Raw genomic sequence first — 25,657 nt, 5'->3', positions numbered from 1 at the left:
CGGTCCTTGCCCAGTACCCCGGGGGCCGGCGCTTCTGGAGGTATCGCCTTGTCTTCCACAACAGCCATTAGGCTCCCCAATCGCTCACTTCGCAATCTCGACCAGAGACGGGGAGCGCATGGCGGCTCCCCGATCCGTTTTGGTCTTGCCTTAGCGGATGCCGTCCTTGGCGAGCGCCAGGATCGCCTTGGCCTTGTCGGGCGAGTCGATGAACAGCGGCCCGGTGTAGGCGTTGTTCTGCGGCCAGAAGCCATGTGTGGCATGCTCGACCAGATAGATCACCGGCAGGTATCCCATCAGATATTGCTGGGCGTCCATGCCGAAGCCCATTTCGCCGGCGACGACTGAATCCAGGACTTCGGGGCTGATGTCGAAGGTGTAGAGCTTGATCTTGCCGAACAGTTCCTTCTGCCGGAAGAACGGGATCAGCGGATTGGCGGCGGTGGCGCCGAGCGCAAACACCGCCTGGGTGTCGGGATGCGCCGACAGATAGGCTTCGGTGCGGCGCTGGATGTCGGCCGGATCGGGCGACACGGTAAGCACCTCGGTGCCGCCGCCTGACGGCTTCAGCCCGTCATTCAACCCCTGGCAGCGCTGGTCGAGACTGACATTGCCGACCTCGTGGTTGATGCAGACGACCTTGAGTGTGCCTTCCTTGGCCAGCCGCTCGCCGGCCTTCTTGCCGGAATCATATTCGGAGACGGTGCCGACATAGAGAGAGGTGCCGAGTTCGGCGCCTTCCTTCTCGCCGGAATCCAGGACGACCATCGGAATGTTGGCGGCAAGTCCGGCCTTGACCGATTTACCAAGTGCATTGGCGTCGGCAATGGAGACGGCGATGCCGTCTGGATTGGTGGCGATGGCCGCGTCGAGCAGGCGGGCCTGCTCGACCACGTCGAACACTTGCGGCGCATAATATTCGACCTTGGCGCCGGTGAGCGCCGCCGCATCGTCGACGCCGCGCTTGACCACCGACCAGTAGGGATCGGAGGCCGAGCCATGCACCACGAAGGTGATGCGGACATCCTTGGGATCCTTCAGGCCGGCCGCTTGCACGACGCCCGCCAGCATACTCATCGAGACAAGCGCGCCGAGCGCCAGTTTCAGAACAGTCTTCATGTCATTCTCCCATTGTCGTTGCAGTTCCAATTCCCTCTTTGCGCCTCGGCCGACGGATCGGCTTACGGCGCTGACCGGGTGGCCGCTTTGCGGGCCTTTGCCGGTGTCGATGCCCCGAGCCGTGCACGAAGCTCCTCGCGCAGCGGCTTCATGCCGATGATGTCGATGTCCTGCGCGCCGAGCCAGTCGCGGAAAGCCTGGTCGCGGAAGAGTTCGTATTCCTCGGTGCGGATATAGGCGGAGCGCGGCTCGATGAGTTCCAACTCGCCCGGCGCGTTGAAGTGCAGGCAAAAGAAGGTCAGGCCTTCGCGCACCCCTTCGACCAATGCCCTGTAGGCGGGCTCTATCGGCTTGGAGCGTGGACGGCCCCAGGTCGTCTGAATGGCGGCGTCGAAGATGACAAAGCCCTTGGCCCGGGCTTCAGTGACGCCGCGCTGGAACGCCGCTTCGGTGACGCCAACCAGATTGTCGTTGGGCGAATAGGCCGACAGCGTTTTGGTCAACAGCACCGGCAAGCGATATTCCAGGCCGAGCTTGATGTAGACGTCGCAAAACTCGGGCGACAGCGCTGCCCCCATATGGGCGTCAAGATGAGTGACGTCGATGCCGGCGCGGTAGGCGGTGTCGATCTGGGCGCGAAGCTCGGTTTCCACCGCTTGCGGTGCTGCCTTGCGGCGGGTGGTCGCGACATCGGGCCAGAAATAGCCGAACTCGTCCGTCAGGCCGGCCGCGCGCGACGGCGACGTCAGCGGCCGCCATTTGTAGTGCTGCTTTTCGCTGTTCAGCGTCAGGTGGACGCCGAGATCGAGCCACGGATCGGCGGCTGCCGCTTCGGCCATCTCAGGGAACCATGGACACGGCACCATCACGGCGCCGGAGCTGCAGGCGCCCAGTGCGGTCAGTTCGAGGAAGGCGCTGTTGGCGCCATGGCACATGCCGACATCGTCTTCATGCAGGACGAGCTGTCGCGTCATGGACGGCCACCGTTTTGCCGGCCACCATCTTGCCGGCCACCATCTTGCGGGCCACCATCTTGCCGGCACGCCGGTTTCGAGGGTCTTCCAAAGTGTGTCCCGTGCTGCATGGAACCGACCGTTTGCCCAACTGGACGCGATGGAACGCCCAATGCGGGCTTTCCGACAGGGCCACTTCAGCGAATTCGGATGGGTACGATTTTTCCGCGGGCCTGCGTTCTGGAATGCCGATTTTATTCGCTATGCCCACAGTCGGCGCTAAACGCCGCTCCGACGTGAGCAGGATGGCTTGGTCAGATCGCAGCGGAGTGGTTCTTTCAAACAGCGGCCGCAGGCGTACTGCTTTCATACCATCAGCGATGTGGAGACTTGCCATGTACACTGCCGGCGAAGAAGAGATCGAAGCCATTGCCAGGGTGATCCGCTCGGGTGCGCTGTTTCGCTATGGCGAGAACAGCGAGTGCAACCGCTTCGAGGCCCGCTATGCCAGGCATCTCGGCGTCGAGCATTTTGCGCTGGCCGCCAGCGGCACCTATGGGCTCGCCGCCGGCCTGATCGGCCTCGGCATCGGCCCGGGCGATGAGGTGCTGGTGCCGGCGCACACCTATATGGCGACCGCCACAGCAGTGCTGTCGGTCGGCGCCATTCCGGTCATTGTCGATATCGACGAGAGCCTGACCATCGACCCGGCCGCTCTGCGCGACGCCGTCGGCCCGGGCACCAAGGCGGTCATCCCGGTACATATGTGGGGTGCGGCCTGCAACATGAACGCCATCATGGACATCGCTAAAAAACGCGGTCTGCTCGTGCTGGAAGATGTCTGCCAGGGCATTGGCGGCGGCTATGAGGGCAAGAAGCTCGGCTCCATCGGCCATGCCGGCGCCTACTCCTTCAACTACTTCAAGAACATCACGTCGGGCGAGGGCGGCGGCATCGCCACCAGCGATCCGAAAGTGGCCGAGCGCGCGCGCTGCGCCATCGACCCCTGCCACTTCTACTGGCAGGGCCGCAGCGACAGCATCAAGCCGTTCGCCGGCATCGGCGCGCGCGCCTCGGAATTGATGGGTGCAATGCTCAATGTCCAGCTCGACCGTCTCGACGGCATCATCGAGGCGATGCGGGCGGAGAAGAAGAAGGTGCTGGCCGGCACGCGCCATCTCGGCAATCTCGGTCTGACGCCGTCGCCGATGAACAGCCCCGACGACGATTGCGCGGCGCAGGTGATGTATCTGCTGCCCAGCGAACAGGCGGCGCAGACTTTTTCGAAGACCATTCCGAGCGTCATTGCCGGCAAGACCGGCCGCCACAATTTCACCCAGTGGGACCAGGTGCTGATGCATGAGGGCGCGCATCATCCGGCGCTCAATCCGTACACGCTGCCGGAAAACAAGGGCCTGCGGCTGACCTATGCCGACGACCTCGGCAAGGGTTCTCTCGACATCCTCAACCGCACGGTGATGATCGCGATGAATCCGGCGCATGGCGACGCCGACATCGACGACATGATCCATAACATCGATGCGGCGGCCCGTGTGGCGCTGGAGAATGCCTCGCTGGACGATGTCGAGGTGCGCAAGGCAGCGCCCGTCGATCTGCAGAAATTCGATAGTGTGAACTGAAGCGCTCAGCGCTGGATCGGCCTATTGCCGGTCCAGCCGCATGAAGGCAGCGCGCAACGCCAGCACCGCGCGCAGGATCTGGCGTTCGTCCATCGCGGCATAGCCGAGCAGCAGGCCGTGTTCCGGCTCGCTTGAATGGTAGTTGATCGAGATGCCCTGCACGTCGAGGCCCTCCTTGACGGCGGCGGCGACGACGTCACTGTCCTTGTAGGGTCGGACAAAACTGGCCAGCAGTTGCATGCCGGAATCGTTCTCGGTCACTGTCAGCCATTCGGCCAGATGCTCCTGGCACAGCTTGACGAAATTGGCTTGCCGGCGCGCATAAAGGCGGCGCATGCGTTTCAGATGTGTGGCGAAATAGCCTTGCGTGATGAAGTCGTTGACCGTCGCCTGCAGGATCAGCGGCGCGAACTGGCCGGTGATCGAGACGGCACGGTCGAAGGGCACGGACAGTTCGCGGGGTACGATGAGATAGCCGATGCGAAGCGCCGGGATCAGCGTCTTGCCGAAGGAACCAATATAGACGACGCGGTCGGCATGATCGAGGCCGCGCAGCGCCGGCACCGGCCGGCCACGGTACCGGTACTCGCCGTCATAATCGTCCTCGACGATCCAGGCGCCGTGGCGCTCGGCGATGTCGAGCAACTGCAGCCGTTCCTCGATGCGCATGATGGTGCCGAACGGCCACTGGCAGGATGGCGTCACATAGATCAGGCGCGGCGGCGGCAGCTCTGGGTCTGCGAGATGCCATCCAAGGCGATCGACCTTCAAGGGCGCAAGCTGCGCGCCGCTGGCGAGAAAGGCGCTCTTGGCGCCGAGATAGCCGGGCTCTTCCATCCAGACATGGTCGCCTTCGTCCATCAGCACGCGCGAAGCGAGGTCGAGTGCCGCCTGCGCGCCGGTGACGATGATGACCTGGTCGGCGGTGCAGTTGATGCCGCGCGACAGGCTGATGGTCGAGGCGATGGCCTGGCGCAGACCGGGATGGCCGGCAAAGGAGATATAGCCGAGCAAGTTCTCGTCGCGGCTGCGGGCATTGCGCACCAGAAGGCTCGACCAGATGGTGAAGGGGAAGGACGCGGTTTCCGGCACGCCGGGATGGAAGTTGATGACGCCGGCATTGCGCGGCGGCTGCGGGCCGTTGACGATGGTCTGGCCACGCCGCGAAAGTTTTTGCGGGGCGGCGAGGCCGGCGCGCAGCGCGGCCGGCGGGCGTTTCTGCTGGATCGGCGCCACCCAGGTGCCGGACCCGGCGCGCGCCTCGATAAAACCTTCGGCGAGCAGCTGGTCGTAGGCGGCGATCACCGTGTTGCGGCCGACCTTGAGATCCTCGGCCAGCGAGCGTGTCGAAGGAAGCAGCGTGTTCTGCTGAATCTGGCCGTCGAGGATGAAGCGCCGCAAGGCGCCATAGATCTGTCGGTGCATCGGTTCGTCCGAGCCGCGGTCGACCGACATGATGTCGAGGGAAAGGCGCATATGGTCGGCCAAGCTAGTCTCCGACGAACCTGGCGGCGCGGGCGATCTTTTCTTCGTTAAGCAGGCAGACAGTCTCCAGCACCAGCCGTCTGGTTGCGGGACGGACCTCACGGCTGTTCTTCAGCGCGCGGTGAACGGTTGCCGCGCCGAGTTCCGCCTTCTCGGCGATCTCACGGATGGTGCAAAGCCGTTCCATGCCGAGTGCCGCCTCGAATGCCATGTCGCTCCTCCATCCGCATCAAGGCATGCCTCGTCGCCAGCCTCAAGCTGGAAACGCCGGGCCGGCAACTCCGGGGTCGAAAATTCGATGCCAAGAACTGTGCGATCCGCGCCGCCAAGGGAGGGCGGCGGCGCGGATCGCCGGGCGCTTTCGCGTCGCTACCCCTACCGAGGCGCGCGCCCAACCGGCCCAACCACCAGCCCCCCGGCGGTGGTCAGGCCATGTCTCGTGTAGCCACCTCGAACCCGGCCTTGCGGGCCGTGGCGAGAAGCGAGGCGTAGCCCTTCGTGGCATAGGTCAAGGGATGTGCCTTGGCCGGGTCCTGTTCGGCCTCGACGACGATCCAGCCTTCGAAGCCGCGCTTGGCCAGCGGCTTCAATAGCGACAGGAAATCGACGGAACCGTCGCCGGGCACAGTGAAAATCCCTTCCATCACTGCCGCCATGAAACTCATGTCCTCGCGCCGTGCCTTCTCCAGCACGGCCGCGCGGACGTCCTTGCAATGGAAATGCACGATGCGGTCGAGATGCCGGTTCAGGAGGGAGGCCGGGTCGCCGCCTGAGAACAGACAATGGCCGGTATCGAACAGCAGGCCGACGCTCTTGCCGGTTGCGGCCATCAGCCTGTCGACCTCGTCATCGCTCTCGACGATGGTGCCCATATGGTGATGGAAAGCCATGCCGACGCCGAAGGCAGCCATGCGGTCGGCGAGTTCGGTCAGCTTCTCGCCATAGGCAGTCCATTCGCCGTCAGCGAGGCGCGGACGCTGTGAGATCGGCGCGAAAATGCCGTCATGACGGCCGCGCGAGGTGTCGGCATAGACGACGACCTTGGCGCCGAGGTCGCGCAGCAGGGTCAGATGCGAGGTGATGGCGGCGAATTCCTCGTCGACCGTGCGGTCCAGAATGCGGCCGTCATACCAGCCGGAGACGAGCTCCAGTCCGTAAGAAGACAGGATCGGTCCAAGCTCGTCGCTTCGCCTGGGGAATTTGCCGCCGAGTTCGGTGCCGCGATAGCCGGCCTGCCTGGTTTCCGACAGACATGTCGCGAGCGGCGTATCCCCGCCGAGTGCGGGAACATCGTCATTGCTCCAGGTGATTGGATTGATGCCGATCTTGACCGTCATGCCGCTACTTCAAAGGCTCGGGGAACCACAAAGCCGAGGCCGGCAAACTGAGGGGAAAGAGGACCTGTCACTAGGTCCAGTTGAGGTAAATTTGGCAGAACCAATCGGGAGCGCTAAAAGCGCTTCCCGTTTGAACGGACTAAGTCGACGCGCTTTATGTCTTCGTTTTATGCATGTCGTTGTCTCAAAACCGGCGCCACTTTTGAGCGACATGCATTAATCCTGCTGCGGCCTTCCGAAGGCCGCGCGCAGTTCGTCCTTGGCGTCCTCGAGCACTTTCCGGCGCGCCTGCGGCAGGTTCTTGCCGGCGCGGTTGATGTAGAAATTCAGCATCGACATGGCCGACTGAAACGGCTCGGCCTTGCGGCGGTCGCTGTGCTCGGCCGAGCGCTTGAGCGAGGCCGCGATCTTCCTGGCGTCGTCGGCTTCGAAGATGTGGTCCTCGAGGTCCATCGCATCGCTGTGCTCGGTCACCTCGGTCGACCATTTCTTTTTCGCGGTCATGACAAAACTCCTTCCTGTCGCAAAAACTCGGGCAGGCCGCCGCCGGTTCCCGAGAAAGTCGCCGGGCCGCTGGAGCCACGGATCATGGCCCTGTGGCGCTGCCCGTCGCGGTGAATGCGCCGATAGTGGCGACACAACAGTCGACTTCCCAGGACCGTAGACAGGAAACGCCTTGACCCCGATCGTCGCCAATCAGGCGGATAGCCCCGGCATCGACAGCAGCTACGCCTGGATGCGGCTTGCCATCTCCATGCTGCTGGCGACGATCGGTGCGGTCGGCATGTGGGCCGTCGTCGTCGTGCTGCCGGCCGTGCAGGCCGAGTTCGGCGTTGACCGCGCCGCGGCATCGATGCCCTACACCGCAACCATGGTCGGCTTCGCCGCCGGCAATGTGCTGGTTGGCCGCGCGGTCGATCGCATGGGGTATTGGATCCCGGCACTGCTATCCTCGGTGGCTCTCGCCGCCGGCCTGCTGCTCGCCGCGTTGTCGACCTCTATCCTGCAATTCACCCTTGCCCAGGGCGTGCTGATTGGTGTCGGCACATCGGTGATCTTCGGGCCGCTGATCGCCGACATCTCGCACTGGTTCAACCGTCGGCGCGGCGTCGCCGTCACGGCGGCGGCGGCTGGCAACTATCTCGCCGGAGCGCTCTGGCCAACCATCATGCCGACGCTGATCAAGGCGGAGGGCTGGCGCTTCACCTATGCCGGCATCGGTGTCTTCTGCCTGGTCACCATGGTGCCCCTGGTGCTGTTGTTGCGGCGCGCTGCTCCGGCGGCGGCTGCCGCCGGTTCACCCGGAAGCCGGACAGTGCAGTCGATTTCGCTGTCTCCGGCGGCGTTACAGGTGCTGCTGATCGTTGCCGGTCTCGGCTGCTGCGTGGCGATGTCGATGCCGCAGGTGCACATCGTCGCCTATTGCATGGATCTTGGCTACGGCATTGCGCATGGCGCCGACATGCTGTCGATCATGATGGCGGCGGGCGTCGTCAGCCGGCTCGCCTCCGGCTTTGTCGCCGACCGCATCGGCGGCGTGAAAACCCTGCTTTTCGGTTCCGTGCTGCAATGCCTGTCGCTCTTGTTTTACATCCCGTTCGACGGGCTTGCCTCGCTCTATGTCGTGTCGCTGGTGTTCGGCCTGTCGCAAGGCGGCATCGTGCCTTGCTATGCCATCATCGTGCGCGAATACCTGCCCGCCAGGGAGGCCGGCCAGCGTATCGGCATCGTCATGATGGCGACCATCTTCGGCATGGCGATCGGTGGCTGGATGTCGGGCTGGATCTACGACCTGACCGGCTCTTACGCCGCCGCGTTCCTCAACGGGATCGCGTGGAACTTGCTGAACATAGTGGCGATCGGGCTGCTGCTGTGGAAAGCAAAACGCAGTGCTGCCCTGATGGCTTAATTAGGCAGGATTGCCCTGTTGCTTGACAAGGGCGATTGGCTGCGCGACGCCAGCAGGCGAGTGGGTGCGGCAGCAGCCGGTTGGCATGGTGGCAGTGGAAAAGCTGAACATGGTTTCGCAAGGGCGCAGCGGCCGGGGCCCGGCATGTGGAGGATGTCCATGACCCAGCCGCGCTCGCGTCGTGGGGGCGGCCGCCCGACCCTATCAGATGTGGCGCGCAAGGCCGGCGTCGGCGCCATCACCGTGTCGCGGGCGCTGCGCGAACCGGAACGCGTCAGCCAGGATCTGCGGCGCCAGATCCAGGCCGCCGTCGACGAACTCGGTTATGTCCCGGATCCCAATGCACGGGCGCTGGCCTCGGCGCGCGCCGATGTGTTCGGCGTGCTGGTGCCGTCGCTGACCAACAACGTCTTCGCCGAAGTGGTGCGCGGCATCTATGACAGCCTGTCGGACGGCCCGTTCCGCGTCCAGCTCGGCAACACCCATTATTCCGGCCTCGAGGAGGAGCGCCTGCTGCAGGTGTTCGCACCGCAGCGCCCGGCGGCGCTGATCGTGGCCGGCATCGACCAGACGCCGACCTCGCGAAAACTGCTGGAGAGCGCGGGCTGCCCGGTGGTGCAGGTGATGGAGACCGGGTCCGATCCGGTCGACATGCTGGTCGGCTTCTCGCATTTTGACGGCGGCCGCACCGCGACCGAGCATCTGATCGAGGCCGGCTACCGGCGGATCGGCTTCATCGGCGCACGCATGGACCCGCGCTCGCAGCGGCGGCTTGCCGGCTATCGCGCGGCAATGGAGAAGGCCGGCCTGTTCGACCCGCGGCTGGTCACCACCACGCCGCTACTGTCCAGCGTGACGCTCGGCCGCGAGCTGCTTCGCGATGCGCTGGCCAAGATGCCGGCGCTCGACGGCGTCTTCTGCAACAATGACGACATCGCGCTCGGCGTTTTGTTCGAATGCCATAGCGCCGCGCTCAACGTGCCGAAAACAATCGGCATTGTCGGCTTCAACGACCTCGAAATGATGCAGGCGGCGTTCCCGCCGCTCACCAGTATCCGCACCCCTCGCTATGAAATCGGCCGTCGGTCTGTCGCCATGGCGCTGGCGGCGATCGCAGGACGAAGGCCTGAGCAGCGGGTCGTCGATCTTGGTTTCGAACTCAAGCCCCGCGAGAGCACCGCACGCTGAACACGCTTTGGCCGGCCTCAGCAAATGGTGCTTTACACAACGTCATGGTAGCGCTACCATTTTCGTCGGGCAGACGTTTTGATGAAAGGCCGCCCCTGTTTATTATACATAAGCAACAGCTCATGCTTGTTTATTATGTATAATATGCTAGTTTCGTTTCTCGCCTGTGAAGCGGCGAGGGGGAGGGGATCGGGCCGGCTTCGGGCCCTTGAGACGTGGCGCCGGCCAGGCTGGAGGGCCTTCGGCAGGCGTGGAAACACACCACGACAAACAGCATCAAATAAACAAGCAGCAGCAAACAAAACTACAACTGGGAGGAATATCGATGATCAAGTCACTTGTTGGTGGCATCGTTGCCGCCACTGCATTCGTCATGCTGAGTTCGTCGGCCATGGCCGACCCGGAAGTCGTCAAGGGACCGTCGGCTGAGCCGGATTGCTTTGCGCCCTGGGCGGCTGATACGCAGTTCTTCAAGTTCCCCAAGAAAGACGGCCCATACCGCATCGCGCTCGCCAATGGCTATATCGCCAACACTTGGCGCATCCAGATGGTGCAGACCGCCAAGGCCTATGCGGCCCAGCCGGAGGTCGCCGCGAAACTGAAGGAATTCAAGGTCGTCTCGACCGGCGAGGACGTGCCGGCTCAGATTTCGGCGATCAACAACTTCATCGATTCCGGCTATGACGCGATCGTCGTCAACGCCCAGAACCCGACCGCTTTCGGGCCGGTCATCAAGCGCGCCAAGGAAGCTGGCGTCATCCTCGTCGCCTTCGACAATATTCTCGATACCAAGGACGCCATCAACGTCAATGTCGACCAGAAGGGCCTTGGCGAATTGTGGGGCAAATGGCTGGTCGGCCATGTGCCGAATGGCGGCAAGGTGCTCGAAGTGCGCGGCGTTGCCGGGACTTCCGTCGACACCGACCGTCACAACGGCATCCATGAAGCGCTCGATGCCTCCGGCAAGAAATGGGACGTCACCGAGGTGGTCGGCAAATGGGACGACGGCGTGGCACAGAAGGCCACGGCCGACGCCATTGCCACCAACGGTCCGTTCGACGGCATAACCGGGCAAGGCGGCGACACCGGAATCGTGCAGGCGATGATCGATGCCAAGCATGCTTTCGTGCCGTTCGGCGGGGAGACCGAGAACGGTTTCCGCAAGTTCTGCGCGGCACATGCCGGCGACGGGCTGAAATGCTCATCGGCCGGCACCGGTCCGGCGCAGGTCGCGGTCGCCATCAAGACGGCGATTGCCGCGCTCGAAGGCAACGTCGTTCCGCAAGCAGTGAAACTGCCACTGGCGATCGTCGAGGATCCGAACTTCAAGGCCGGTCAGGATTTCTTCCCCGACCAGTCCGACAATTTCTTCGTCGGCAATTCCTTCCCGACCTGCGGCATCAATTTCACCGCGCAGGAAATCATGGGCCAGACCAAAGCTGACCAATAGGGCTGACCAATAGGCGGCATATCCGGCGCCGCGGGATCTCCGCGGCGCCGGCCACTCGATATCCCTTGAAGTCAAACTGCCTCGGGAGGGCCGATGGACGGTGCGGTTCCGCTCTTCCGGATGGAAGGCATATCCAAGCGCTATGGTGGTGTGCGGGCGCTGGAAAAGGCCGAGCTTTCGGTCTCGTCCGGTAGCATCCACGCCATTCTCGGCGAAAACGGCGCCGGCAAATCGACGCTGATCAAGGTCATGGCGGGCGTCGTCGCGCCCGACGAAGGCCGCATGATGCTGAACGGCAGCGAGGTGACGTTCGCTTCGCCTGCTGCTGCAAACAAGTCCGGCATCGTCTGCATCTTCCAGGAGCTGTCGCTGGTTCCCGAACTCAGCGTTGCCGACAACATCGTCATCTCCGATCCGCCGAAGCGTTTCGGCATGATCGACCGCAAGGCGCAGCGCCGCATTGCCGAGGATGCGCTGGCACGCGCAGGTGCGGCCGACATCCATCCATTGGCGCTGGTCAAGGATCTTCCGCTTTCAAGAAGACAGATGGTCGAGATCGCCAAGGCATTGGCCAGGAAGCCGCGCATCCTGATCCTCGACGAGGCGACCTCGGCGCTGACCGCGACGGACGTCGCCAGGATATTCAGCGTGCTCAAGCGATTGCGCTCGGAAGGGCTGGCGCTGCTTTACATTTCGCACCGCATGAACGAGATCGCCGAGCTTGCCGACCACTGCACGGTGTTTCGCAACGGCCGCAATGTCGCCAGCTACAAGGCAGGCACAAAGAGCGACAACGAAGTCGTCGAACTGATGATCGGGCGCGAATACAGCCATATTTTCCCGCCGAAACCCGCGCGCACCGCAGCCGCCGCCGTTCCCGTGCTGGAGGCGCGCAAGCTGTCCTGGACGGACCGGCTGGACAATGTCTCGCTGACGGTCGGGGCAGGCGAGGTCGTCGGCCTTGGCGGCCTGGACGGCCAGGGCCAGCGCGAATTGCTGCTTGCCTTTTTCGGTGTGCTGCGCGGCCTCGGCGGACAGATCCTTATCGACGGCAAGCCTGTTTCGATCGCCAGCCCGCAAGCGGCGCGCGACGACCGCATCGGCATGGCGCTGATCCCGGAGGACCGCAAGACCGAAGGCCTGATGCTGCCGATGACGGTGCGCGAGAACCTCTCCTTTGCCGCCCTAGACCGGCTGTCCAAGGCCGGCATCATCGACCGCGCCGCCGAACAGCGGCTGATCGACGACATGGTCGGGCTGCTGGCGATCAAGACGGCCGGCCTCGACATTCCGGTCGGTGCGCTGTCGGGGGGCAACCAGCAGAAGGTGGTCATCGCCAAATGGCTGATGCGCCAGCCGCGCATCATCCTGCTCAACGATCCGACGCGCGGCATCGATGTCGGCACCAAGCAGGAACTCTATCAACTGATGCGCAAGCTGGCGGATGCGGGGGCGGCGATCCTGTTCTATTCAACCGACTATGACGAACTGATCGGCTGCTGCGACCGCGTGCTGGTGCTCTATGACGGCGCGGTCAAGCGCGAGCTGGTCGGAGCCGAGATCACCGAGCGGGCGCTGATTGCAAGCGCGCTTAACATCCACGGCGATGACGCCGGCGCAAGAGACGATGCCGGCGCAAGACAGGGAGCGGACGCGTGAAAGAGTGGCGCTACTGGCTGGCCGAGCAGCGCGGAACACTGATGGCACTCGGCATATTCATTGTCATGTTCGTCATCTACACCTCGAACCATCCGGCGGGCTTCACCGCCAATGTCGTGCAGACGGCGTCGAACAAGGGCGTGCTGCTCGCCTTCGTCGCCATGGCGCAGACACTCGTCGTGATCACTGCCGGCATCGACCTCTCCGTCGGCATGATCTTCACGCTGACCAATTGCCTCGCCTCCTGGGTGGTCATCGGCACCGGCCTTGAGACCGCTTTCGGCGTCATCGCCGTGCTCGGCACCGGGCTCCTTTGCGGGGCGATCAACGGCGCCATCGTCATCTACGGCCGCCTGCAGCCGATCGTCGCCACGATCGCCACGGGTGCGGTCTATTTCGGCATCGCGCTGCTGCTGAGGCCGTTTCCCGGCGGTTCGGTCAACGAAGGTCTCGCCGACGCGCTGACCGGGCGCCTGTTCGGCGTAGTGCCGGCCAGTCTTATCGCGCTGCTCGCCGTCGTGCTAATCGTCTGGGTGCCGTTCAGCCGCTCAGTGCTCGGGCGCGCGGCTTATGCGGCCGGCTCGTCGGAGACGGCGGCCTACATGTCCGGTGTGCCGATAAGGCGCGGCAAGTTCGCTGCCTACGCGCTCGCAGGCCTGTTGGCCGCGATCGGCGGACTGTTCCTGACCTTCTTCACCTATACGGGCGATGCAGCCTATGCCAGCGGCAACGCCTATACGCTGTTTTCAATCGCCGCGGTGGTGCTGGGCGGCGTCTCGCTGTTCGGCGGCAAAGGCAGCGCCATCGGCGCCATCTTCGGCGCGCTGGCCTTCCGCACCATCGGCGACCTGTTGTTCGTGTTCGATTTCGACCCGCTATGGCAGCCACTGTTCCAGGGCGTTATCCTGCTGGTTGCGGTCAGCCTCGGCGCCTTCGCACTGTTTCGGGTCCGCAACCGGCTGGAGTGGTTCCTGTGAGCGAAACGACGTTGGGCGGCATCGCCGGCCGCATGCCGAAATTCATCCGCCGCGCCGATCCGGCGGTGCTGACGGCCTTCGCCTGCATCGTGCTGTTGCTGTTCCTAGGCAGCCTCTATTCCAGGAGCTTTCTGTCGCCTGAATATCTCTTGCAGCAGCTCAAGGTGGCCTCGTTCCTCGGCGTCATCGCCACAGGCATGATGCTGGTCATCCTGCTAGGCCAGATCGACCTGTCTGTGCCGTGGGCGGTGGCGGCGGGCGCGATGATGGCGTGTGCGGCTGCGGCCTATGGCCCGATCGGTGTGGCGCTGGCCATCCCGTTCGGCATCTTTTGCGGGGTGCTGATCGGCATCGTCAACGGCTTTGGCGTCGCCTATCTGCGCATACCCTCGATGATCATCACGCTCGCCACCAACGCTGTCGCGCAAGGGCTCATGGTCGTTTATACCGGCGGCTACTCGCCACAGGATTCGGCCACCGGCGCCATGCGCTATCTTGCGACAGGTTTTACCATTCCTGGCGTGCCTAACGCCGTCATCATCTGGGCGCTGATTGGTGCCGCGATGGTGTTCGTGCTGTCCCGCACCAGCTTCGGCCGCACCGTCTACGGCATCGGCAACCGCGAGCGTGCCGCCTATCTCTCCGGCATCGATACAAGGCGCGTGGTGATGATCGCCTTCGCTATCTCAGGCGGGCTGTCCGCCTTTGGCGGGGTGCTTCTCGCCGGCTATGCCTCCAAGGCGGCGCAATCGATGGGCGATGCCTATCTCTTGCCGTCGATCGCCGCCGTGGTTCTGGGCGGCACCTCGATCCTGGGTGGCCGCGGCTCCTATCTCGGCACCGTCGCCGGTGTCATCCTGATCACGCTCCTGCAGTCCATCCTCTCGGTCATGCAGATGCCGGAGGCGGGGCGGCAGATCGTCTATGGCCTGGTCATCGTTGCCATGCTCCTGCTCTACGGCCGCGCGCCGGCAAGCCGCTGACCGTGGACGAAAAGACGGCACAGGCGCCAATGGGCGCTACCGGCTCAGTGCCTCGGGCCATTGTGGTGATGGGCGTCGCCGGCTGCGGAAAGTCGGCTGTCGGCAAAGCATTGGCAGCAGAGGAAGGGGCCGTCTTTGTCGAAGGCGACAGGCTGCACCCGCCCGAAAACGTCGCCCGCATGGCGAGCGGTGAGCCGCTCACAGATCAACTGCGTGAGGGCTGGCTCGATGCCATTGGCGAGCGGATCGCGGATCTGACCGGCAGCGGCCAAAGCGTGGTTGCCGCCTGCTCGGCGCTGAAGCGCAGCTACCGCGATCGTCTGCGCGGCTTCCGCCGGGACATCGTTTTCATCTATCTGAAGATCGATCCCGCTACCGCCAAGCAGCGTGTCGCCAGCCGCAAGGGGCATTTCATGCCGGCAAGCCTGGTCGAAAGCCAGTTCGCCATCCTTGAACCGCCTGGCGCCGACGAGCGGGCGCTGACGGCCGACGCCACACTTCCAGTGGCTGAAATCGTCACCGCCGTTGCCAGCCTGCTGGCCGGCGCAAAATCATGAACCACCCTCGTCGGGCAAGGCGGTTTCCGGCCGTTCGGTGAACCGGTCATGGCCTGACCAGACCATCATTTGCTCGGGATAGAGTTTCAGCGCCTCCAGCAAGCGGTCGCGCTTGAGCAATATGTACTCGGCCTGAAGCGCCATGTTCTTGGCGCCGCCGGCTCTGGTCGCGGGCTCGCCGGCCTCTGCCGGGGCCGGCACCAGTTCGGGACTTAGGACGGCGCGGTATTGGCGGAACGGATCGGTCTCGAAGGTCGACATGGAAAACAGCGCCGCCTTGCCTCTGGCAGCGAAATTCGTCGGCGCCGAAGCCAGGTGGGTCCAGCCGCTCTCGCCAAGGCCGACTTCGGTGAATGTCGAGCCGGCATGCACCGTGTTGGTCACCAACACCACGCCGTTGCTGCCAAGGATCTTCTGGATCCGGCCGGTGACCTGGTAGGCGTCGCTGCGGTCGAACACGATCCGGCTTTTCAGGAAACGGTTCTCGACCCGAACCATCGGCGGGTTCAGGAAGCGCAAGCCGAAGGTCGAATCGGATATGCCGTGAGCCCTGACGCTGAGCTGGTGTGTCTCGATGCCGGCTTCATGGAGAGCGCGTTTGCCGATGATGGTCTGGGTCGTGAACTGATCGCACCAGATGATAGCGCCGTGGCCGCGCTTCAGCGCCGCTTGCAGGCCTTCCAGGCCCTCCAGCCGGATATCAGGTGACCAGCGGCGGCCGATGAGATGCGCGGCAAGTAGCAAACGCCGGCGGTGGTTGGCGCAGAGCAAGGCCCTGAACTGCCTTTGCGCATCGATGCCATTGCCGAGCACGGCGCGCGTCGCGGCGGCGTAGCGCACGAAATCCTTGCGGATATGGCGCTTGAGGCGCAGCCCCGATACGCGGCTGCAGATCTCGGCCCACCAATTGACCGGTAGCAATGCCGCGACGCCGATGTAGAAGGCGGCCAGCAGCAGCTCGCGGAGATCCCTGTTGTTGAAGGTGCGCAACTTGCCGGCGCGAACCTGCTTGCGGCTGAAGAAGCGGACATGCTCGGCGCGTTCGGGCACCAGGATGTCGGCGATGATTTCCGTATGATAAATGACGGCGGAAGATGGTGTCCGGTCGGCTTTCCGGGATTTTCCCAACCACGGCAGCCTCATCCGATCGGTGTCCACCTGTTCTTGCGTGCGTCCGGAAATCGCTTTACTGCGTCTGCCACGGGCGCGCAATCGGCGCCGGCAAGGCCATGGTGAACGCCATTCAGGGTTCGAACTTGAAACAGGCCCTATCGGTAGCACTTCCCCAACTGGCGCCCTGGCGGCCGGCTGCGGCGGCGCTGATGGCGCCGGACCGGCCATCCCTGAGCTTTGCCGGCCTCGCCAATCTTGTCGACAAGCTCTGCGGCGATCTCGCCAGGCGTGGCGTTGCCCGCGGCACGGCCGTCGGCATCGTCTTGCCCAACGGCCCGGAAATGGCGGCCTGTTTCCTGGCGGTCTCGGCGTTGGCGACGGCGGCGCCGCTCAATCCGGCTTACGGCGAAGACGAATTCCGCTTCTATCTCGGCGATCTCGATGTGAAGCTGCTGCTGTGCGGACAAGGCATGGGCGATGCCGCGCGCAACGCCGCAAAGGGGCTCGGCATTGCGGTGCTCGACGTCGTCGTGACTGACGGCGCCAAGGCCGGCGAGTTTCTGCTGGCGGGCGACGCCGAGGTGGAGGCTGCCAGCGAGGCTCGCCTCGACGATATGCAGTTCAACGGACCCGACGATTTCGCGCTTGTCCTGCACACATCGGGAACCACGGCGCGACCGAAGATCGTCGGCTTGCGGCAGCGCAATCTGCAGGCATCGATGGCCAACATCGCCAGCACCTTGGCGCTTTCGGCAGACGATATCTGTCTCAACGTGATGCCGCTGTTCCACATTCACGGGCTGATGGCGGCGCTCAGCGCACAGCTGGCAGTCGGCGGCGCTGTTGTCTGCACGCCGGGCTTCAACCCGCTCAAATTCTACGGCTGGCTGGGCGACTTCAGGCCGAGCTGGTACAGCGCGGTGCCGACCATGCATCAGGCGATCCTGGCGCGCGCCGCCCGCAATGGCGAAACCATCGCTGCTGCGCGGCTGCGCTTCATCCGCTCGTCTTCGGCAGCGCTTCCCGACACCGTGTTCCGCGACCTCGAGCGCGTCTTCGGCTGTCCGGTGGTCGAGGCCTATGGCATGACCGAGGCGGCGCACCAGATGACATCCAATGACCTGCCGCCTGCGCGCCGCAAGCCAGGCTCGGTCGGCCTGCCTGCGGGTCCGCAGGTGACGATCCTGGACGACAAGGGGACGATCCTTCCGGCGGGTGAAAAGGGCGAGATCGCGGTGCGCGGCGCCAACATCCATGATGGCTATCTCAACAATCCGGTGGCCAATGAAGCTGCCTTCAGCGATGGCTGGTTCCGCACCGGCGACCAGGGCCTGATCGACGAGGATGGCGATCTGAAGATCACCGGGCGGCTGAAGGAGATCATCAATCGCGGCGGCGAAAAGATCTCGCCGCTCGAAGTCGACAATGTCCTGCTCGATCATCCTCTGGTGGCGCAGGCGGTGACCTTTGCCGTGCCGCACGCCATGCTCGGCGAAGAGGTGGGTGCGGCCATCGTGCTGGCCGAGGGCGCCACCGCCGATGCCGAGCAGATACGCGATTTCGCGCGCAGCCGGATCGTCGAGTTCAAGGTGCCGCGCCACATCCTGTTTCTCCAGGAGATACCCAAGGGTCCCACCGGCAAAATCCAGCGCGTCGGCCTGGCCGGCAAGCTCGGCCTGGTCTGAGGACTCTCATTTGAGCATGATCTTGTCCGAACCGGTTCCCACTTTTCGGGATCATGCTCGAATTTAGATCTGCGACGTCAGCTCGACCGGAAAATCATCATTGTCGGCGTCGCGCATGGCGGCGAGGCTGCGATTGTCCAGCACTTCGGCGATCGCCTGGCGCACTTCCAGCATCATGTGCCGGACCTGGCAGGTCGCCTCGTCGCAATCCTCGCAGCGCTGGTATTGCGTGCGGCTGGCGCAGGGTATGGGAGCGAGCGGGCCGTCCAGCACGCGCACGACGTGGCCGATCTTGATTTCGGAAGCCGGCCGGGCGAGGCGATAACCGCCTTCCTTGCCCTTGCGGCTGAGGACGAAGCCGGCATTGCGCAGCTCGCCCAGAATGGCATCCAGAAATTTCTTCGGGATGTTGTTGGCGATCGCGATGTCGTTGACGAATGCAAGCTGGCCGACCGGCAGGCCGGAAAGATGCACGAGGGCCTTGAGGCCGTATTTGCCTTTTTTGGTAAGCATGCCCGCTTCAGTTCATGAAAACCCCAACCACCCGCATCTGGCGGTTGTTTGTGTGCAAATCATGACGTTTCGCCTGAACAACCCGGTTTCGCGTAGAACAAGCCGCCCGGTTGAGACGTTAGGCACAAAGGCGTTGATTCTTTGTAACGTTTTTCGCCGATCGCGACAGATTCCGCATGAAAGCCGTTTGTCGGCGCGCGAAAACGAAAAAGCCGGCAAAGCGCCGGCTTTCTTGTGAGGTGAGGTCGAACGCTGCTGATATCAGCGGCTGCCATAGGTCTGGTCGAGCAGACCGCCGGCGGCGAAGTGCTCCTTCTGTACCTTGTCCCAGCCGCCAAAGACGTCTTCCACCGTCAGCAGGCGGACATCGGGGAAGTCGGCCTTGTATTTTGCCGCGACTTCAGCGTTGCGGGCGCGCAGGCCATTTTCAGCCGCGATGGTCTGGCCCTCGGGCGTGTAGAGGAAGTCGAGATAGGTCTTGGCGAGGTCACGGCTGCCGTGCTCGTCGGCGACCTTGTCGACGATCGCCACCGGGAATTCGGCGAGCAGGCTGACCGTTGGCGTGACCTGTTCGAACTTGTCGTTGCCATACTCCTTGCGGATGCCGCGCGTTTCCGACTCGAAGGTGATCAGCACGTCGCCGATCTCGCGCTGCACGAAGGTGGTGGTGGCGGCGCGCCCGCCGGTGTCGAAGATCGGCACGTTGTTGAACAGCTTGGTGACGAACTCCTTCACCTTGGCGTCGTCGCCCTTGAAGGCTTCCTTGGCGTAGGCGGTTGCGGCCAGATAGGTGTAGCGCGCATTGCCCGAGGTCTTGGGGTTGGGGAAGATCACCTGCACGTCGTCGCGCACGAGGTCGTTCCAGTCCTTGATGTGCTTGGGGTTGCCCGCGCGGACGAGAAAGGATGGGAGCGAATAGAAGGGCGAGGCGTTGTCGGGGAAATCCTTCTGCCAGTCGGCGGTGACGAGGCCTTTCTTGACCAGAAAGTCGATGTCGGTGACCTGGTTGAAGGTGACGACATCGGCGCCGAGGCCTTCGGCAATGGCGCGCGCCTGCGCCGAGGTGCCGGCGTGCGACTGGTCGACGGTGACGCCCGGATGGCCGGCGACGAAAGCCTTGTTCACCTGGGCGAACAATTCGCGGCCGACATCATAGGAAGCGTTGAGCAATTTGTCGGCCGACCAGGCCTGCGAACAGGCGAGGACCAGGCCGGCGACAGTGGCGACGCTGAGGAAAAATCGCTTCATGAAAACAGGCTCCGATGTGCAATGCGTTGCCAGAACATAGCCGGGCCGGAGGGTGTACTGCGAGGCACACGGGGCAGACGTATGGCGTTGCAGCGAAAAAGAAATCGCTGAAGCAGGTTATCGGCGAAATTTCATTCCAGCCGAAATGCCGATGCATTGGGGTTTTCTGTGGTTTGCAATTCGAGGCCGAGTGGCATATACAAATGGCATATACAAGTGGAACAGACAGGGGAGGCTGCCATGCCGCAGCACCGTCACTCAATACCACCGCCCAGGGAGGCGAAGTTGTTTCGCAACAACCGCAGTCAGGCGGTTCGCATCCCTGTCGAATTCGAGCTGCCTGGCGAGAAGGTCCTGATCAGCCGCGATGGCGACCGGCTGATCATCGAGCCGGTCCGTCAACCAGGCCTCACCGCCTTGCTCACCCAATGGGCGAAAGAGCCGCCGCTTGGTCCTGAAGACGACTTTCCCGAGATCCATGATGCGCCCGTGGGGCCTGAGGATATCTTTTGATGCGGTTCATGCTGGACACCAACATTCTCAGCGACATGATCCGAAACCCTGCCGGCAAGGCTGCCAGTGCGGCGGTTCGCGCGGGAGACGGTGCCCTGTGCACCAGCATCGTTGTCGCCTCGGAGCTGCGTTATGGCTGCGCCCGCAAGAGATCGGCCAAGCTGCTCGCCAAGGTGGAGGAATTGCTCGCCGAGGTTCCTGTGTTGCCGCTCGATGTGCCGATGGATAACGAATACGGAGCACTTCGTGCCGAGCTGGAGGCCGGAGGCCAGCCAATCGGCCACAATGATCTTTTCATTGCTGCCCATGCCTGTGTGTTGGGGACGACACTGGTGACGGCCAACACCGCTGAGTTCCGTCGGATCAAGGGCCTGACGGTCGAGAACTGGCTGGAGTAGCGCCGGATCGATGTCTATGCCGCCGGGAAAAGCTTCCAGCGCCTCGGCCTGAACGCCACCCGGCTCTTCTGCGCCGCAGGATGGTCCACAGGCAGTTCGATCTCGACGCGCTGGCGCTCGCCGCCGATTTCCAGTTCGACGCGTCTTGTGCCGGCGACGCGGCGGCTGGCGACGACCGTGCCGGCGATGCAGCCGCTGCAGCCGTCGAGCAGTTCGATATCGTGCGGGCGGAAGTACAGCGTCGCATCGCCCTCGGGTGCGTGCGGCGCCGACACGCCGATCGGACGGTCGGCGAGCCAGATCTCGCCATTCTCAACCTTGACCGGCAGCATGCTCGATTCGCCGATGAAGGAGTAGACGAAGGGCGAGTTCGGCGTGTCGTAGATCTCGTCGGCGGAGCCGACCTGCTCGATGCGGCCCTGGCTCATCACCACGACGCGGTCGGCAAGCTCGAGCGCCTCTTCCTGGTCGTGGGTGACGAAGACGGTGGTGTGGCCGGTACGGTCATGGATCTCGCGCAGCCAGCGGCGCAGTTCCCGGCGCACCTGCGCATCGAGCGCGCCGAACGGCTCGTCGAGCAACAGCACCTTGGGCTCGATGGCCATGGCCCGGGCGAGCGCCACGCGCTGGCGCTGGCCACCCGAAAGTTGCGCCGGATAGCGCTTTTCCAGGCCGGAAAGCTGAACGAGATCGAGCAGTTCGGAGGCGCGTCGGCGGATTTCGGCCGCCGGTGGTCGCGACGGTCCATGCCGCACCTTGAGGCCGAAGCCGATATTGTCGGCGACCGTCATGTGCCGGAAGAGCGCATAGTGCTGGAAGACGAAGCCGACATTGCGCTCCTGGATCGAGCGGTGCGAGGCGTCCTCGTCGCCGAAGAAGATCTTTCCGCGCGTCGGCCGCTCCAGGCCGGCGATAAGCCTCAGCAGCGTCGTCTTGCCGGAGCCGGATGGCCCAAGCAGCGCGATCAGCTCACCCGATTTGATGTCAAGCGATACGTCATGGAGGGCCGGAAACCGGTCAAACTCCTTGCGTACGTTGGCAACGCGAACTTCCATGTAGATCCCTCAGTAATTTGGTGCATGTCGTTGTCCCAAAACCGGTTCCCAGTCTTGGGCGACATGCATTTAGTCAGTGCCCGCGCGTCGCGGCGATCTCGGCGCCGTAGCGCATCTCAAGAAGTGTTTTCAAGACCAGCGTGACCAGCGCCAGGCCGGCAAGCAGCGAAGCGACGGCAAAAGCGCCGACGGCGTTGTACTCGTTGTAGAGGATTTCGACATGCAACGGCATGGTGTTGGTCAGCCCGCGTATGTGGCCCGACACGACCGAGACCGCGCCGAATTCGCCCATCGAGCGGGCGTTGCACAGAAGCACGCCGTAGAGCAATCCCCATTTGACGTTGGGCAGCGTCACGTACCAGAAGGTCTGCCAGCCATTGGCGCCGAGAGAGAGCGCGGCTTCCTCGTCGCCGTTGCCCTGTTCCTGCATCAGCGGGATCAGTTCGCGGGCAACGAAGGGGAAGGTGACGAAGATGGTCGCGAGCACGATGCCGGGCACGGCGAACAAGATCTGGATGCCGTGCGCCTTCAGCCATTCACCGAACAGTCCCTGAGCGCCAAACAAAAGCACATAGACCAGGCCGGAAATGACCGGCGAGACCGAGAAGGGCAGGTCGATCAGCGTGGTCAGAAAAGCCTTGCCCTTGAACTCGAACTTGGCGATCGCCCAGGCAGCCGAAATGCCGAAGACGACGTTAAGCGGCACGGCGATCACCGCCACCAGCAGCGTCAGCCGGATCGCCGAGCGCGTATCGGGATTGGAGAGCGATTCCGTGTAGGCGCCAATGCCTTTCGCCAGCGCCTCGTGGAAGACGATGATCAGCGGCAGCAGCAGGAAGATGGCGAGGAAGGCGAAGCCCACCGCCATCAGCAGCAGCCGCACCGGCCGGCTTTCGGTCACCGCCGCCGACCGGCTCTCGTGATGCGGTTCGTAGGATTTGATCTCGGGGTCAGCCATAGCGCTTGCGACTCCATGACTGCGCCAGGTTGATGACCAGCAGCATCACGAACGACAGCAAAAGCATGATCGCCGCGATCGCGGTGGCCGCCGGATAATTGTACTCCTCGAGCCGGATGACGATCAGAAGCGGTGCGATCTCCGACTTGTAGGGAAGGTTGCCGGCGATGAAGATGACCGAGCCGTATTCGCCGACGCCGCGCGCGAAGGCGAGTGAGAAGCCGGTGATGATGGCCGGCGCCAGGCCGGGAAACAGGATGCGGGTGATGATCTGGAAGCGGTTGGCGCCGAGCGTCGCGGCGGCTTCCTCCACTTCCTTGTCGATCTCCTCCATGATCGGCTGCACCGTGCGCACGACAAACGGCAGGCCGATGAAGACAAGCGCCACGACAATGCCGAGCGGCGTGTAGGCGACCTTGATGCCGAGCGGCGCCAGGAGATGGCCGATCCAGCCATTGGGCGCATAAAGAGTGGTCAGCGCAATGCCCGCGACCGCGGTCGGCAGCGCGAAGGGCAGGTCGACCATGGCGTCGACGACGCGGCGGCCGGGGAAGCGGTAGCGCACCAGCACCCAGGCGACGAGCGTGCCGAAGACGACGTTGACGGCGGCTGCGATGAAGGCTGTGCCGAAGCTGATTTCGAGTGCGTTGATGGTCCGGCGGTCGGTGGCGATCGCCCAGAAATCGGTCCAGCCGAGGGCTGCCGAGCGCCAGATCAGGCCCGACAGGGGGATGAGGATGATGAGCGTGAGGTAGGCAAGCGAGAAGCCGAGCGTCAATCCGAAACCCGGAATGACACTCGGCTGTCTGAATCGCCACCCCGCCTTGGCGGGTGCTATGGTCATGTCGTCCTGATCTAAATCCTACTGGGCCGGCTTGTAGATCTGGTCGAATATACCACCGTCGCCGAAATGATAAGGCTGTGCCTTCTTCCAGCCGCCAAAAAGCGGATCGTCGATGGAGATCAGCTTGATTTCGGGCGTCTTCGGAATGTCAGCCGCATCCACCAGCTCGGGCTTGGCCGGACGATAGTGGTTCTTGGCGATGATCGTCTGGGCTTCCTTGGAATAGAGCCAGCCGAGATAGGCTTCGGCGACCTTGCGGGTGCCCTTGGCATCGACATTGGCGTCGACGATCGCCACCGGCGGCTCGGCCAGGATCGAGGTCGGGGGATAGACGATCTCGAAATTGTCGGCGCCGAATTCATTGAGCGCCAGATAGGCGTCGTTTTCCCAGCCGATCAGTACGTCGCCGATGCCTTTTTGCGCGAAGGTGACCGTCGAGCCGCGCGCACCGGTGTCGAGCACCGGAGCATTGGCGTAGAGCTTGCCGACGAATTCCTTGTTCTTGGCTTCGTCGCCGCCATCATTGGCGTTGGCATAGGCCCAGGCGGCAAGGTAGTTCCAGCGGGCGCCACCCGACGTCTTCGGGTTCGGCGTGATCACCTGGACACCGTCCTTGACCAGATCGCTCCAGTCGTGGATGCCCTTCGGGTTGCCCTTGCGGACCAGGAAGATGATGGTCGAGGTGTAAGGCGCCGAATTGTTCTCGAACTTCTTGCGCCAGTCCGGGTTGATCTTCTTCGACTTGGTGACGATGGCGTTGATGTCGCCTTCGAGCGCCAGCGTGACCACATCGGCATCGAGGCCGTCGATCACGGCGCGGGCCTGGGCGCCGGAGCCGCCATGCGATTGCTGGATGGTGACCGTCTCGCCGGTCTCGGCCTTCCAGTGTGCGACGAAGGCTTCGTCATAGGCCTTGTAGAGTTCGCGTGTCGGGTCGTAGGACACGTTCAGAATGGTCGTATCGGCAAACGCGAAACCGAGCGTGCCGAACTGGATCGATGTGGCGACCAGTGCGCCGAGCAGTTTCTTGAAATGAGGTTTGGTCATTCCCGCCTCCGTTGATGACGGCTGAACTCTATCGAATTGATAGAAATTAGATGCATTCAACGTTGCCTTTTTTGTCCGCTCGAAGGAAATTTTCGCCGATATTGGGTCTCGGAAGGAAATATTTTCCTCATATTGGTCTAACCCAAATCCGGCCGGTTTGCCGCTATCTAGGAGCTGACACCGCAGAAGCAAGGCCGAGCGAGGGAAGGCTCGGTGTAGCACCGGGCGGTTCAGCCCGCAGTGATGGGAAAATCGAAGCGCAACTTTGGATACGGCTCATCCCGAAGCGTGTAGTGCCACCACTCGCGCGCATAATTCTTGAAGCCGCCGGCGCGCATGGCGTCGAGCAGCCTTTTGCGGTTTGCCGCCGCTTCTGCCGCCAATGGGCGATGGGCGGTTTCGCTTGCCGGGTCGAAACAGTCGAAGCTGGTGCCGAAACCGAGCGTGCCGGCGCCGGCCGCGCCGCAAGCGGCGGATGACTTGTTCTTGCCGTCGCTGCGGGCGATGGCGACATCGACGGTCGAGCCGCGCGAATGGGTGGACAATTCGCCCATATAGCCCTTGGCGATGAGGTCGCCGCGCTGCACCTGAGGGTACCATTGCGGATCGGGCGGGCCGCCCTCTCTGGTCCATTTGCCCATGTCGGCAACGGCGCGGGCCGGGCGGTAGCAGTCGAAGACGACCAGCGTCAGGCCATCGGCGGCGAGCGCTTTCTGCACACCGGACAGCGCTTGCGCAGCTTGCTTCGTGAGTATGCAGACCGGCGCGTCATAGCCGTCGGCCTTGCGATGCAGGAAGTTTTCCAGGCCGGCATAGCGGATGTCCTGGCGGATCGAGGGATCGACATCGGCCAGGCGGACGAAGCCGGCGGGCAGGGGATCGGCGGCGGCGGGGGAGCAAGTCGAAACGAACATGGATAGGGCTAAGGCCAATCCTCGATGCAAGCGCTTCGGCACACCCCCCTCTGGCCTGCCGGCCATCTCCCCCGCAAGGGGGGAGATCAGGTGTCGCTGCGGCTTTCGCCAA

At 63.5% G+C, this 25,657-nt stretch carries 26 protein-coding genes; 11 read left to right on the top strand and 15 right to left on the bottom strand.

The window, feature by feature from the left end; genetic code table 11:
* Positions 1-150: 150 nt before the first annotated feature.
* From NKI32_RS18365 to NKI32_RS18355, 3 genes are all read right to left on the bottom strand, one after another.
* Entirely contained in the window at positions 151-1,119 is a 969-nt protein-coding gene (locus tag NKI32_RS18365; protein WP_023687959.1) for a rhizopine catabolism ABC transporter substrate-binding protein, read from the bottom strand.
* Between the two features lie 62 nt (positions 1,120-1,181).
* Positions 1,182-2,093 (bottom strand): polysaccharide deacetylase family protein, encoded by a 912-nt coding sequence (locus NKI32_RS18360; RefSeq protein ID WP_353003115.1) that lies wholly within the window; start codon positions 2,091-2,093, stop codon positions 1,182-1,184.
* Entirely contained in the window at positions 2,068-2,469 is a 402-nt protein-coding gene (locus tag NKI32_RS18355; protein WP_353003114.1) for a hypothetical protein, read from the bottom strand. The genes NKI32_RS18360 and NKI32_RS18355 overlap by 26 nt, the downstream gene beginning before the upstream one ends.
* On the opposite strand from NKI32_RS18355, the gene NKI32_RS18350 reads away from it, so the two are divergent.
* Positions 2,468-3,712 (top strand): DegT/DnrJ/EryC1/StrS family aminotransferase, encoded by a 1,245-nt coding sequence (locus NKI32_RS18350; protein WP_352597581.1) that lies wholly within the window; start codon positions 2,468-2,470, stop codon positions 3,710-3,712. The genes NKI32_RS18355 and NKI32_RS18350 overlap by 2 nt on opposite strands.
* Positions 3,713-3,733: 21 nt before the next feature.
* On the opposite strand, the gene mocR is transcribed toward NKI32_RS18350, so the two are convergent.
* The 4 genes from mocR to NKI32_RS18330 form a co-directional block, all read right to left on the bottom strand.
* The gene (gene mocR / locus NKI32_RS18345) at positions 3,734-5,200 is read right to left on the bottom strand and encodes a rhizopine catabolism transcriptional regulator MocR (RefSeq protein ID WP_245261866.1); all 1,467 of its coding nucleotides are present in this window, start codon (positions 5,198-5,200) and stop codon (positions 3,734-3,736) included.
* 1 nt (position 5,201) lies between these two features.
* Positions 5,202-5,408: a LacI family DNA-binding transcriptional regulator gene (locus NKI32_RS18340; RefSeq protein ID WP_023815611.1), complete on the bottom strand. Its 207-nt coding sequence runs from the start codon at positions 5,406-5,408 to the stop codon at positions 5,202-5,204.
* A 214-nt stretch (positions 5,409-5,622) separates the two neighbouring features.
* Positions 5,623-6,534 carry a myo-inosose-2 dehydratase gene (gene iolE, locus NKI32_RS18335; protein WP_023729403.1) on the bottom strand — a complete coding sequence of 304 codons (912 nt, stop codon included), beginning with the start codon at positions 6,532-6,534 and terminating at the stop codon, positions 5,623-5,625.
* Between the two features lie 216 nt (positions 6,535-6,750).
* Positions 6,751-7,038, bottom strand: a complete 288-nt coding sequence (locus NKI32_RS18330) for a DUF3175 domain-containing protein (RefSeq protein ID WP_353003113.1) — start codon at positions 7,036-7,038, stop codon at positions 6,751-6,753.
* A gap of 232 nt (positions 7,039-7,270) precedes the next feature.
* Here NKI32_RS18330 and NKI32_RS18325 point away from each other — a divergent pair, with 232 nt between their 5' ends.
* The 7 genes from NKI32_RS18325 to NKI32_RS18295 all read left to right on the top strand — a co-directional run bounded on the left by NKI32_RS18325 (position 7,271) and on the right by NKI32_RS18295 (position 15,257).
* Positions 7,271-8,443, top strand: coding sequence for an MFS transporter (locus NKI32_RS18325; protein ID WP_050589244.1), 1,173 nt, complete (start codon positions 7,271-7,273; stop codon positions 8,441-8,443).
* Positions 8,444-8,602: 159 nt separating this feature from the next.
* Positions 8,603-9,631, top strand: a complete 1,029-nt coding sequence (gene gntR, locus NKI32_RS18320) for an HTH-type transcriptional regulator GntR (protein WP_353003112.1) — start codon at positions 8,603-8,605, stop codon at positions 9,629-9,631.
* Between the two features lie 325 nt (positions 9,632-9,956).
* Complete coding sequence (locus tag NKI32_RS18315; protein WP_023682221.1) at positions 9,957-11,081, top strand: sugar ABC transporter substrate-binding protein; 1,125 nt, start codon at positions 9,957-9,959, stop codon at positions 11,079-11,081.
* 93 nt (positions 11,082-11,174) lie between these two features.
* The gene (locus NKI32_RS18310) at positions 11,175-12,740 is read left to right on the top strand and encodes a sugar ABC transporter ATP-binding protein (protein WP_023687963.1); all 1,566 of its coding nucleotides are present in this window, start codon (positions 11,175-11,177) and stop codon (positions 12,738-12,740) included.
* Positions 12,737-13,717: an ABC transporter permease gene (locus NKI32_RS18305; RefSeq protein ID WP_353003111.1), complete on the top strand. Its 981-nt coding sequence runs from the start codon at positions 12,737-12,739 to the stop codon at positions 13,715-13,717. The genes NKI32_RS18310 and NKI32_RS18305 overlap by 4 nt, the downstream gene beginning before the upstream one ends.
* Complete coding sequence (locus NKI32_RS18300; protein WP_023673071.1) at positions 13,714-14,700, top strand: ABC transporter permease; 987 nt, start codon at positions 13,714-13,716, stop codon at positions 14,698-14,700. Before NKI32_RS18305 ends, NKI32_RS18300 begins: the two co-directional genes overlap by 4 nt.
* A gap of 2 nt (positions 14,701-14,702) precedes the next feature.
* Positions 14,703-15,257: a gluconokinase gene (locus tag NKI32_RS18295; RefSeq protein ID WP_023705608.1), complete on the top strand. Its 555-nt coding sequence runs from the start codon at positions 14,703-14,705 to the stop codon at positions 15,255-15,257.
* Here NKI32_RS18295 and NKI32_RS18290 read toward each other — a convergent pair.
* A complete protein-coding gene (locus NKI32_RS18290; RefSeq protein ID WP_353003110.1) occupies positions 15,252-16,400 on the bottom strand; it encodes a hypothetical protein in 1,149 nt (382 codons plus the stop codon). The genes NKI32_RS18295 and NKI32_RS18290 overlap by 6 nt on opposite strands.
* Before the next feature lie 113 nt (positions 16,401-16,513).
* Between NKI32_RS18290 and NKI32_RS18285 the strand changes: the two genes are divergently transcribed.
* The gene (locus NKI32_RS18285; RefSeq protein ID WP_502897963.1) at positions 16,514-18,055 is read left to right on the top strand and encodes an acyl--CoA ligase; all 1,542 of its coding nucleotides are present in this window, start codon (positions 16,514-16,516) and stop codon (positions 18,053-18,055) included.
* A gap of 63 nt (positions 18,056-18,118) precedes the next feature.
* Here NKI32_RS18285 and NKI32_RS18280 read toward each other — a convergent pair whose 3' ends face one another.
* The gene (locus NKI32_RS18280) at positions 18,119-18,568 is read right to left on the bottom strand and encodes an RrF2 family transcriptional regulator (RefSeq protein ID WP_023673075.1); all 450 of its coding nucleotides are present in this window, start codon (positions 18,566-18,568) and stop codon (positions 18,119-18,121) included.
* Positions 18,569-18,829: 261 nt separating this feature from the next.
* Positions 18,830-19,816, bottom strand: coding sequence for a sulfate ABC transporter substrate-binding protein (locus tag NKI32_RS18275; protein WP_353003108.1), 987 nt, complete (start codon positions 19,814-19,816; stop codon positions 18,830-18,832).
* Positions 19,817-20,056: 240 nt separating this feature from the next.
* Here NKI32_RS18275 and NKI32_RS18270 point away from each other — a divergent pair, with 240 nt between their 5' ends.
* Both NKI32_RS18270 and NKI32_RS18265 read left to right on the top strand, forming a co-directional pair.
* A complete protein-coding gene (locus tag NKI32_RS18270; protein ID WP_023682213.1) occupies positions 20,057-20,329 on the top strand; it encodes an AbrB/MazE/SpoVT family DNA-binding domain-containing protein in 273 nt (90 codons plus the stop codon).
* Positions 20,329-20,727: a type II toxin-antitoxin system VapC family toxin gene (locus tag NKI32_RS18265; RefSeq protein WP_023826561.1), complete on the top strand. Its 399-nt coding sequence runs from the start codon at positions 20,329-20,331 to the stop codon at positions 20,725-20,727. The genes NKI32_RS18270 and NKI32_RS18265 overlap by 1 nt, the downstream gene beginning before the upstream one ends.
* Positions 20,728-20,741: 14 nt before the next feature.
* Here NKI32_RS18265 and NKI32_RS18260 read toward each other — a convergent pair whose 3' ends face one another.
* The 5 genes from NKI32_RS18260 to NKI32_RS18240 form a co-directional block, all read right to left on the bottom strand.
* Entirely contained in the window at positions 20,742-21,782 is a 1,041-nt protein-coding gene (locus NKI32_RS18260) for a sulfate/molybdate ABC transporter ATP-binding protein (RefSeq protein ID WP_023682212.1), read from the bottom strand.
* A 73-nt stretch (positions 21,783-21,855) separates the two neighbouring features.
* Positions 21,856-22,740 (bottom strand): sulfate ABC transporter permease subunit CysW, encoded by an 885-nt coding sequence (cysW, locus tag NKI32_RS18255; protein WP_023673080.1) that lies wholly within the window; start codon positions 22,738-22,740, stop codon positions 21,856-21,858.
* Complete coding sequence (gene cysT, locus NKI32_RS18250; protein ID WP_023687973.1) at positions 22,733-23,584, bottom strand: sulfate ABC transporter permease subunit CysT; 852 nt, start codon at positions 23,582-23,584, stop codon at positions 22,733-22,735. The genes cysW and cysT overlap by 8 nt, the downstream gene beginning before the upstream one ends.
* Before the next feature lie 18 nt (positions 23,585-23,602).
* Positions 23,603-24,631: a sulfate ABC transporter substrate-binding protein gene (locus NKI32_RS18245; protein ID WP_023673082.1), complete on the bottom strand. Its 1,029-nt coding sequence runs from the start codon at positions 24,629-24,631 to the stop codon at positions 23,603-23,605.
* A 230-nt stretch (positions 24,632-24,861) separates the two neighbouring features.
* Entirely contained in the window at positions 24,862-25,545 is a 684-nt protein-coding gene (locus tag NKI32_RS18240) for a M15 family metallopeptidase (protein WP_023687974.1), read from the bottom strand.
* Between the last annotated feature and the right edge of the window lie 112 nt (positions 25,546-25,657).

Source organism: Mesorhizobium sp. M0761, assembly GCF_040320205.1.
Classification (GTDB): Bacteria; Pseudomonadota; Alphaproteobacteria; order Rhizobiales; family Rhizobiaceae; genus Mesorhizobium.
The sequence above is the reverse complement of the archived record's forward strand: the minus strand, read 5'-3'. Positions and strand labels throughout refer to the sequence as shown.

What these genes read in the sequence shown, in the direction of transcription:
- NKI32_RS18290 (WP_353003110.1), bottom strand. Translation starts at nt 16,400, where the DNA reads ATGAGGCTGCCGTGGTTGGGAAAATCCCGGAAAGCCGACCGGACACCA.
- NKI32_RS18325 (WP_050589244.1), top strand. Translation starts at nt 7,271, where the DNA reads ATGCGGCTTGCCATCTCCATGCTGCTGGCGACGATCGGTGCGGTCGGC.
- NKI32_RS18355 (WP_353003114.1), bottom strand. Translation starts at nt 2,469, where the DNA reads ATGGCAAGTCTCCACATCGCTGATGGTATGAAAGCAGTACGCCTGCGG.
- NKI32_RS18340 (WP_023815611.1), bottom strand. Translation starts at nt 5,408, where the DNA reads ATGGCATTCGAGGCGGCACTCGGCATGGAACGGCTTTGCACCATCCGT.
- NKI32_RS18275 (WP_353003108.1), bottom strand. Translation starts at nt 19,816, where the DNA reads ATGAAGCGATTTTTCCTCAGCGTCGCCACTGTCGCCGGCCTGGTCCTC.
- NKI32_RS18240 (WP_023687974.1), bottom strand. Translation starts at nt 25,545, where the DNA reads ATGTTCGTTTCGACTTGCTCCCCCGCCGCCGCCGATCCCCTGCCCGCC.
- NKI32_RS18365 (WP_023687959.1), bottom strand. Translation starts at nt 1,119, where the DNA reads ATGAAGACTGTTCTGAAACTGGCGCTCGGCGCGCTTGTCTCGATGAGT.
- cysW (WP_023673080.1), bottom strand. Translation starts at nt 22,740, where the DNA reads ATGGCTGACCCCGAGATCAAATCCTACGAACCGCATCACGAGAGCCGG.
- NKI32_RS18350 (WP_352597581.1), top strand. Translation starts at nt 2,468, where the DNA reads ATGTACACTGCCGGCGAAGAAGAGATCGAAGCCATTGCCAGGGTGATC.
- NKI32_RS18315 (WP_023682221.1), top strand. Translation starts at nt 9,957, where the DNA reads ATGATCAAGTCACTTGTTGGTGGCATCGTTGCCGCCACTGCATTCGTC.
- NKI32_RS18360 (WP_353003115.1), bottom strand. Translation starts at nt 2,093, where the DNA reads ATGACGCGACAGCTCGTCCTGCATGAAGACGATGTCGGCATGTGCCAT.
- gntR (WP_353003112.1), top strand. Translation starts at nt 8,603, where the DNA reads ATGACCCAGCCGCGCTCGCGTCGTGGGGGCGGCCGCCCGACCCTATCA.
- NKI32_RS18270 (WP_023682213.1), top strand. Translation starts at nt 20,057, where the DNA reads ATGCCGCAGCACCGTCACTCAATACCACCGCCCAGGGAGGCGAAGTTG.
- iolE (WP_023729403.1), bottom strand. Translation starts at nt 6,534, where the DNA reads ATGACGGTCAAGATCGGCATCAATCCAATCACCTGGAGCAATGACGAT.
- cysT (WP_023687973.1), bottom strand. Translation starts at nt 23,584, where the DNA reads ATGACCATAGCACCCGCCAAGGCGGGGTGGCGATTCAGACAGCCGAGT.
- NKI32_RS18310 (WP_023687963.1), top strand. Translation starts at nt 11,175, where the DNA reads ATGGACGGTGCGGTTCCGCTCTTCCGGATGGAAGGCATATCCAAGCGC.
- NKI32_RS18265 (WP_023826561.1), top strand. Translation starts at nt 20,329, where the DNA reads ATGCGGTTCATGCTGGACACCAACATTCTCAGCGACATGATCCGAAAC.
- NKI32_RS18280 (WP_023673075.1), bottom strand. Translation starts at nt 18,568, where the DNA reads ATGCTTACCAAAAAAGGCAAATACGGCCTCAAGGCCCTCGTGCATCTT.
- NKI32_RS18330 (WP_353003113.1), bottom strand. Translation starts at nt 7,038, where the DNA reads ATGACCGCGAAAAAGAAATGGTCGACCGAGGTGACCGAGCACAGCGAT.
- NKI32_RS18260 (WP_023682212.1), bottom strand. Translation starts at nt 21,782, where the DNA reads ATGGAAGTTCGCGTTGCCAACGTACGCAAGGAGTTTGACCGGTTTCCG.
- NKI32_RS18245 (WP_023673082.1), bottom strand. Translation starts at nt 24,631, where the DNA reads ATGACCAAACCTCATTTCAAGAAACTGCTCGGCGCACTGGTCGCCACA.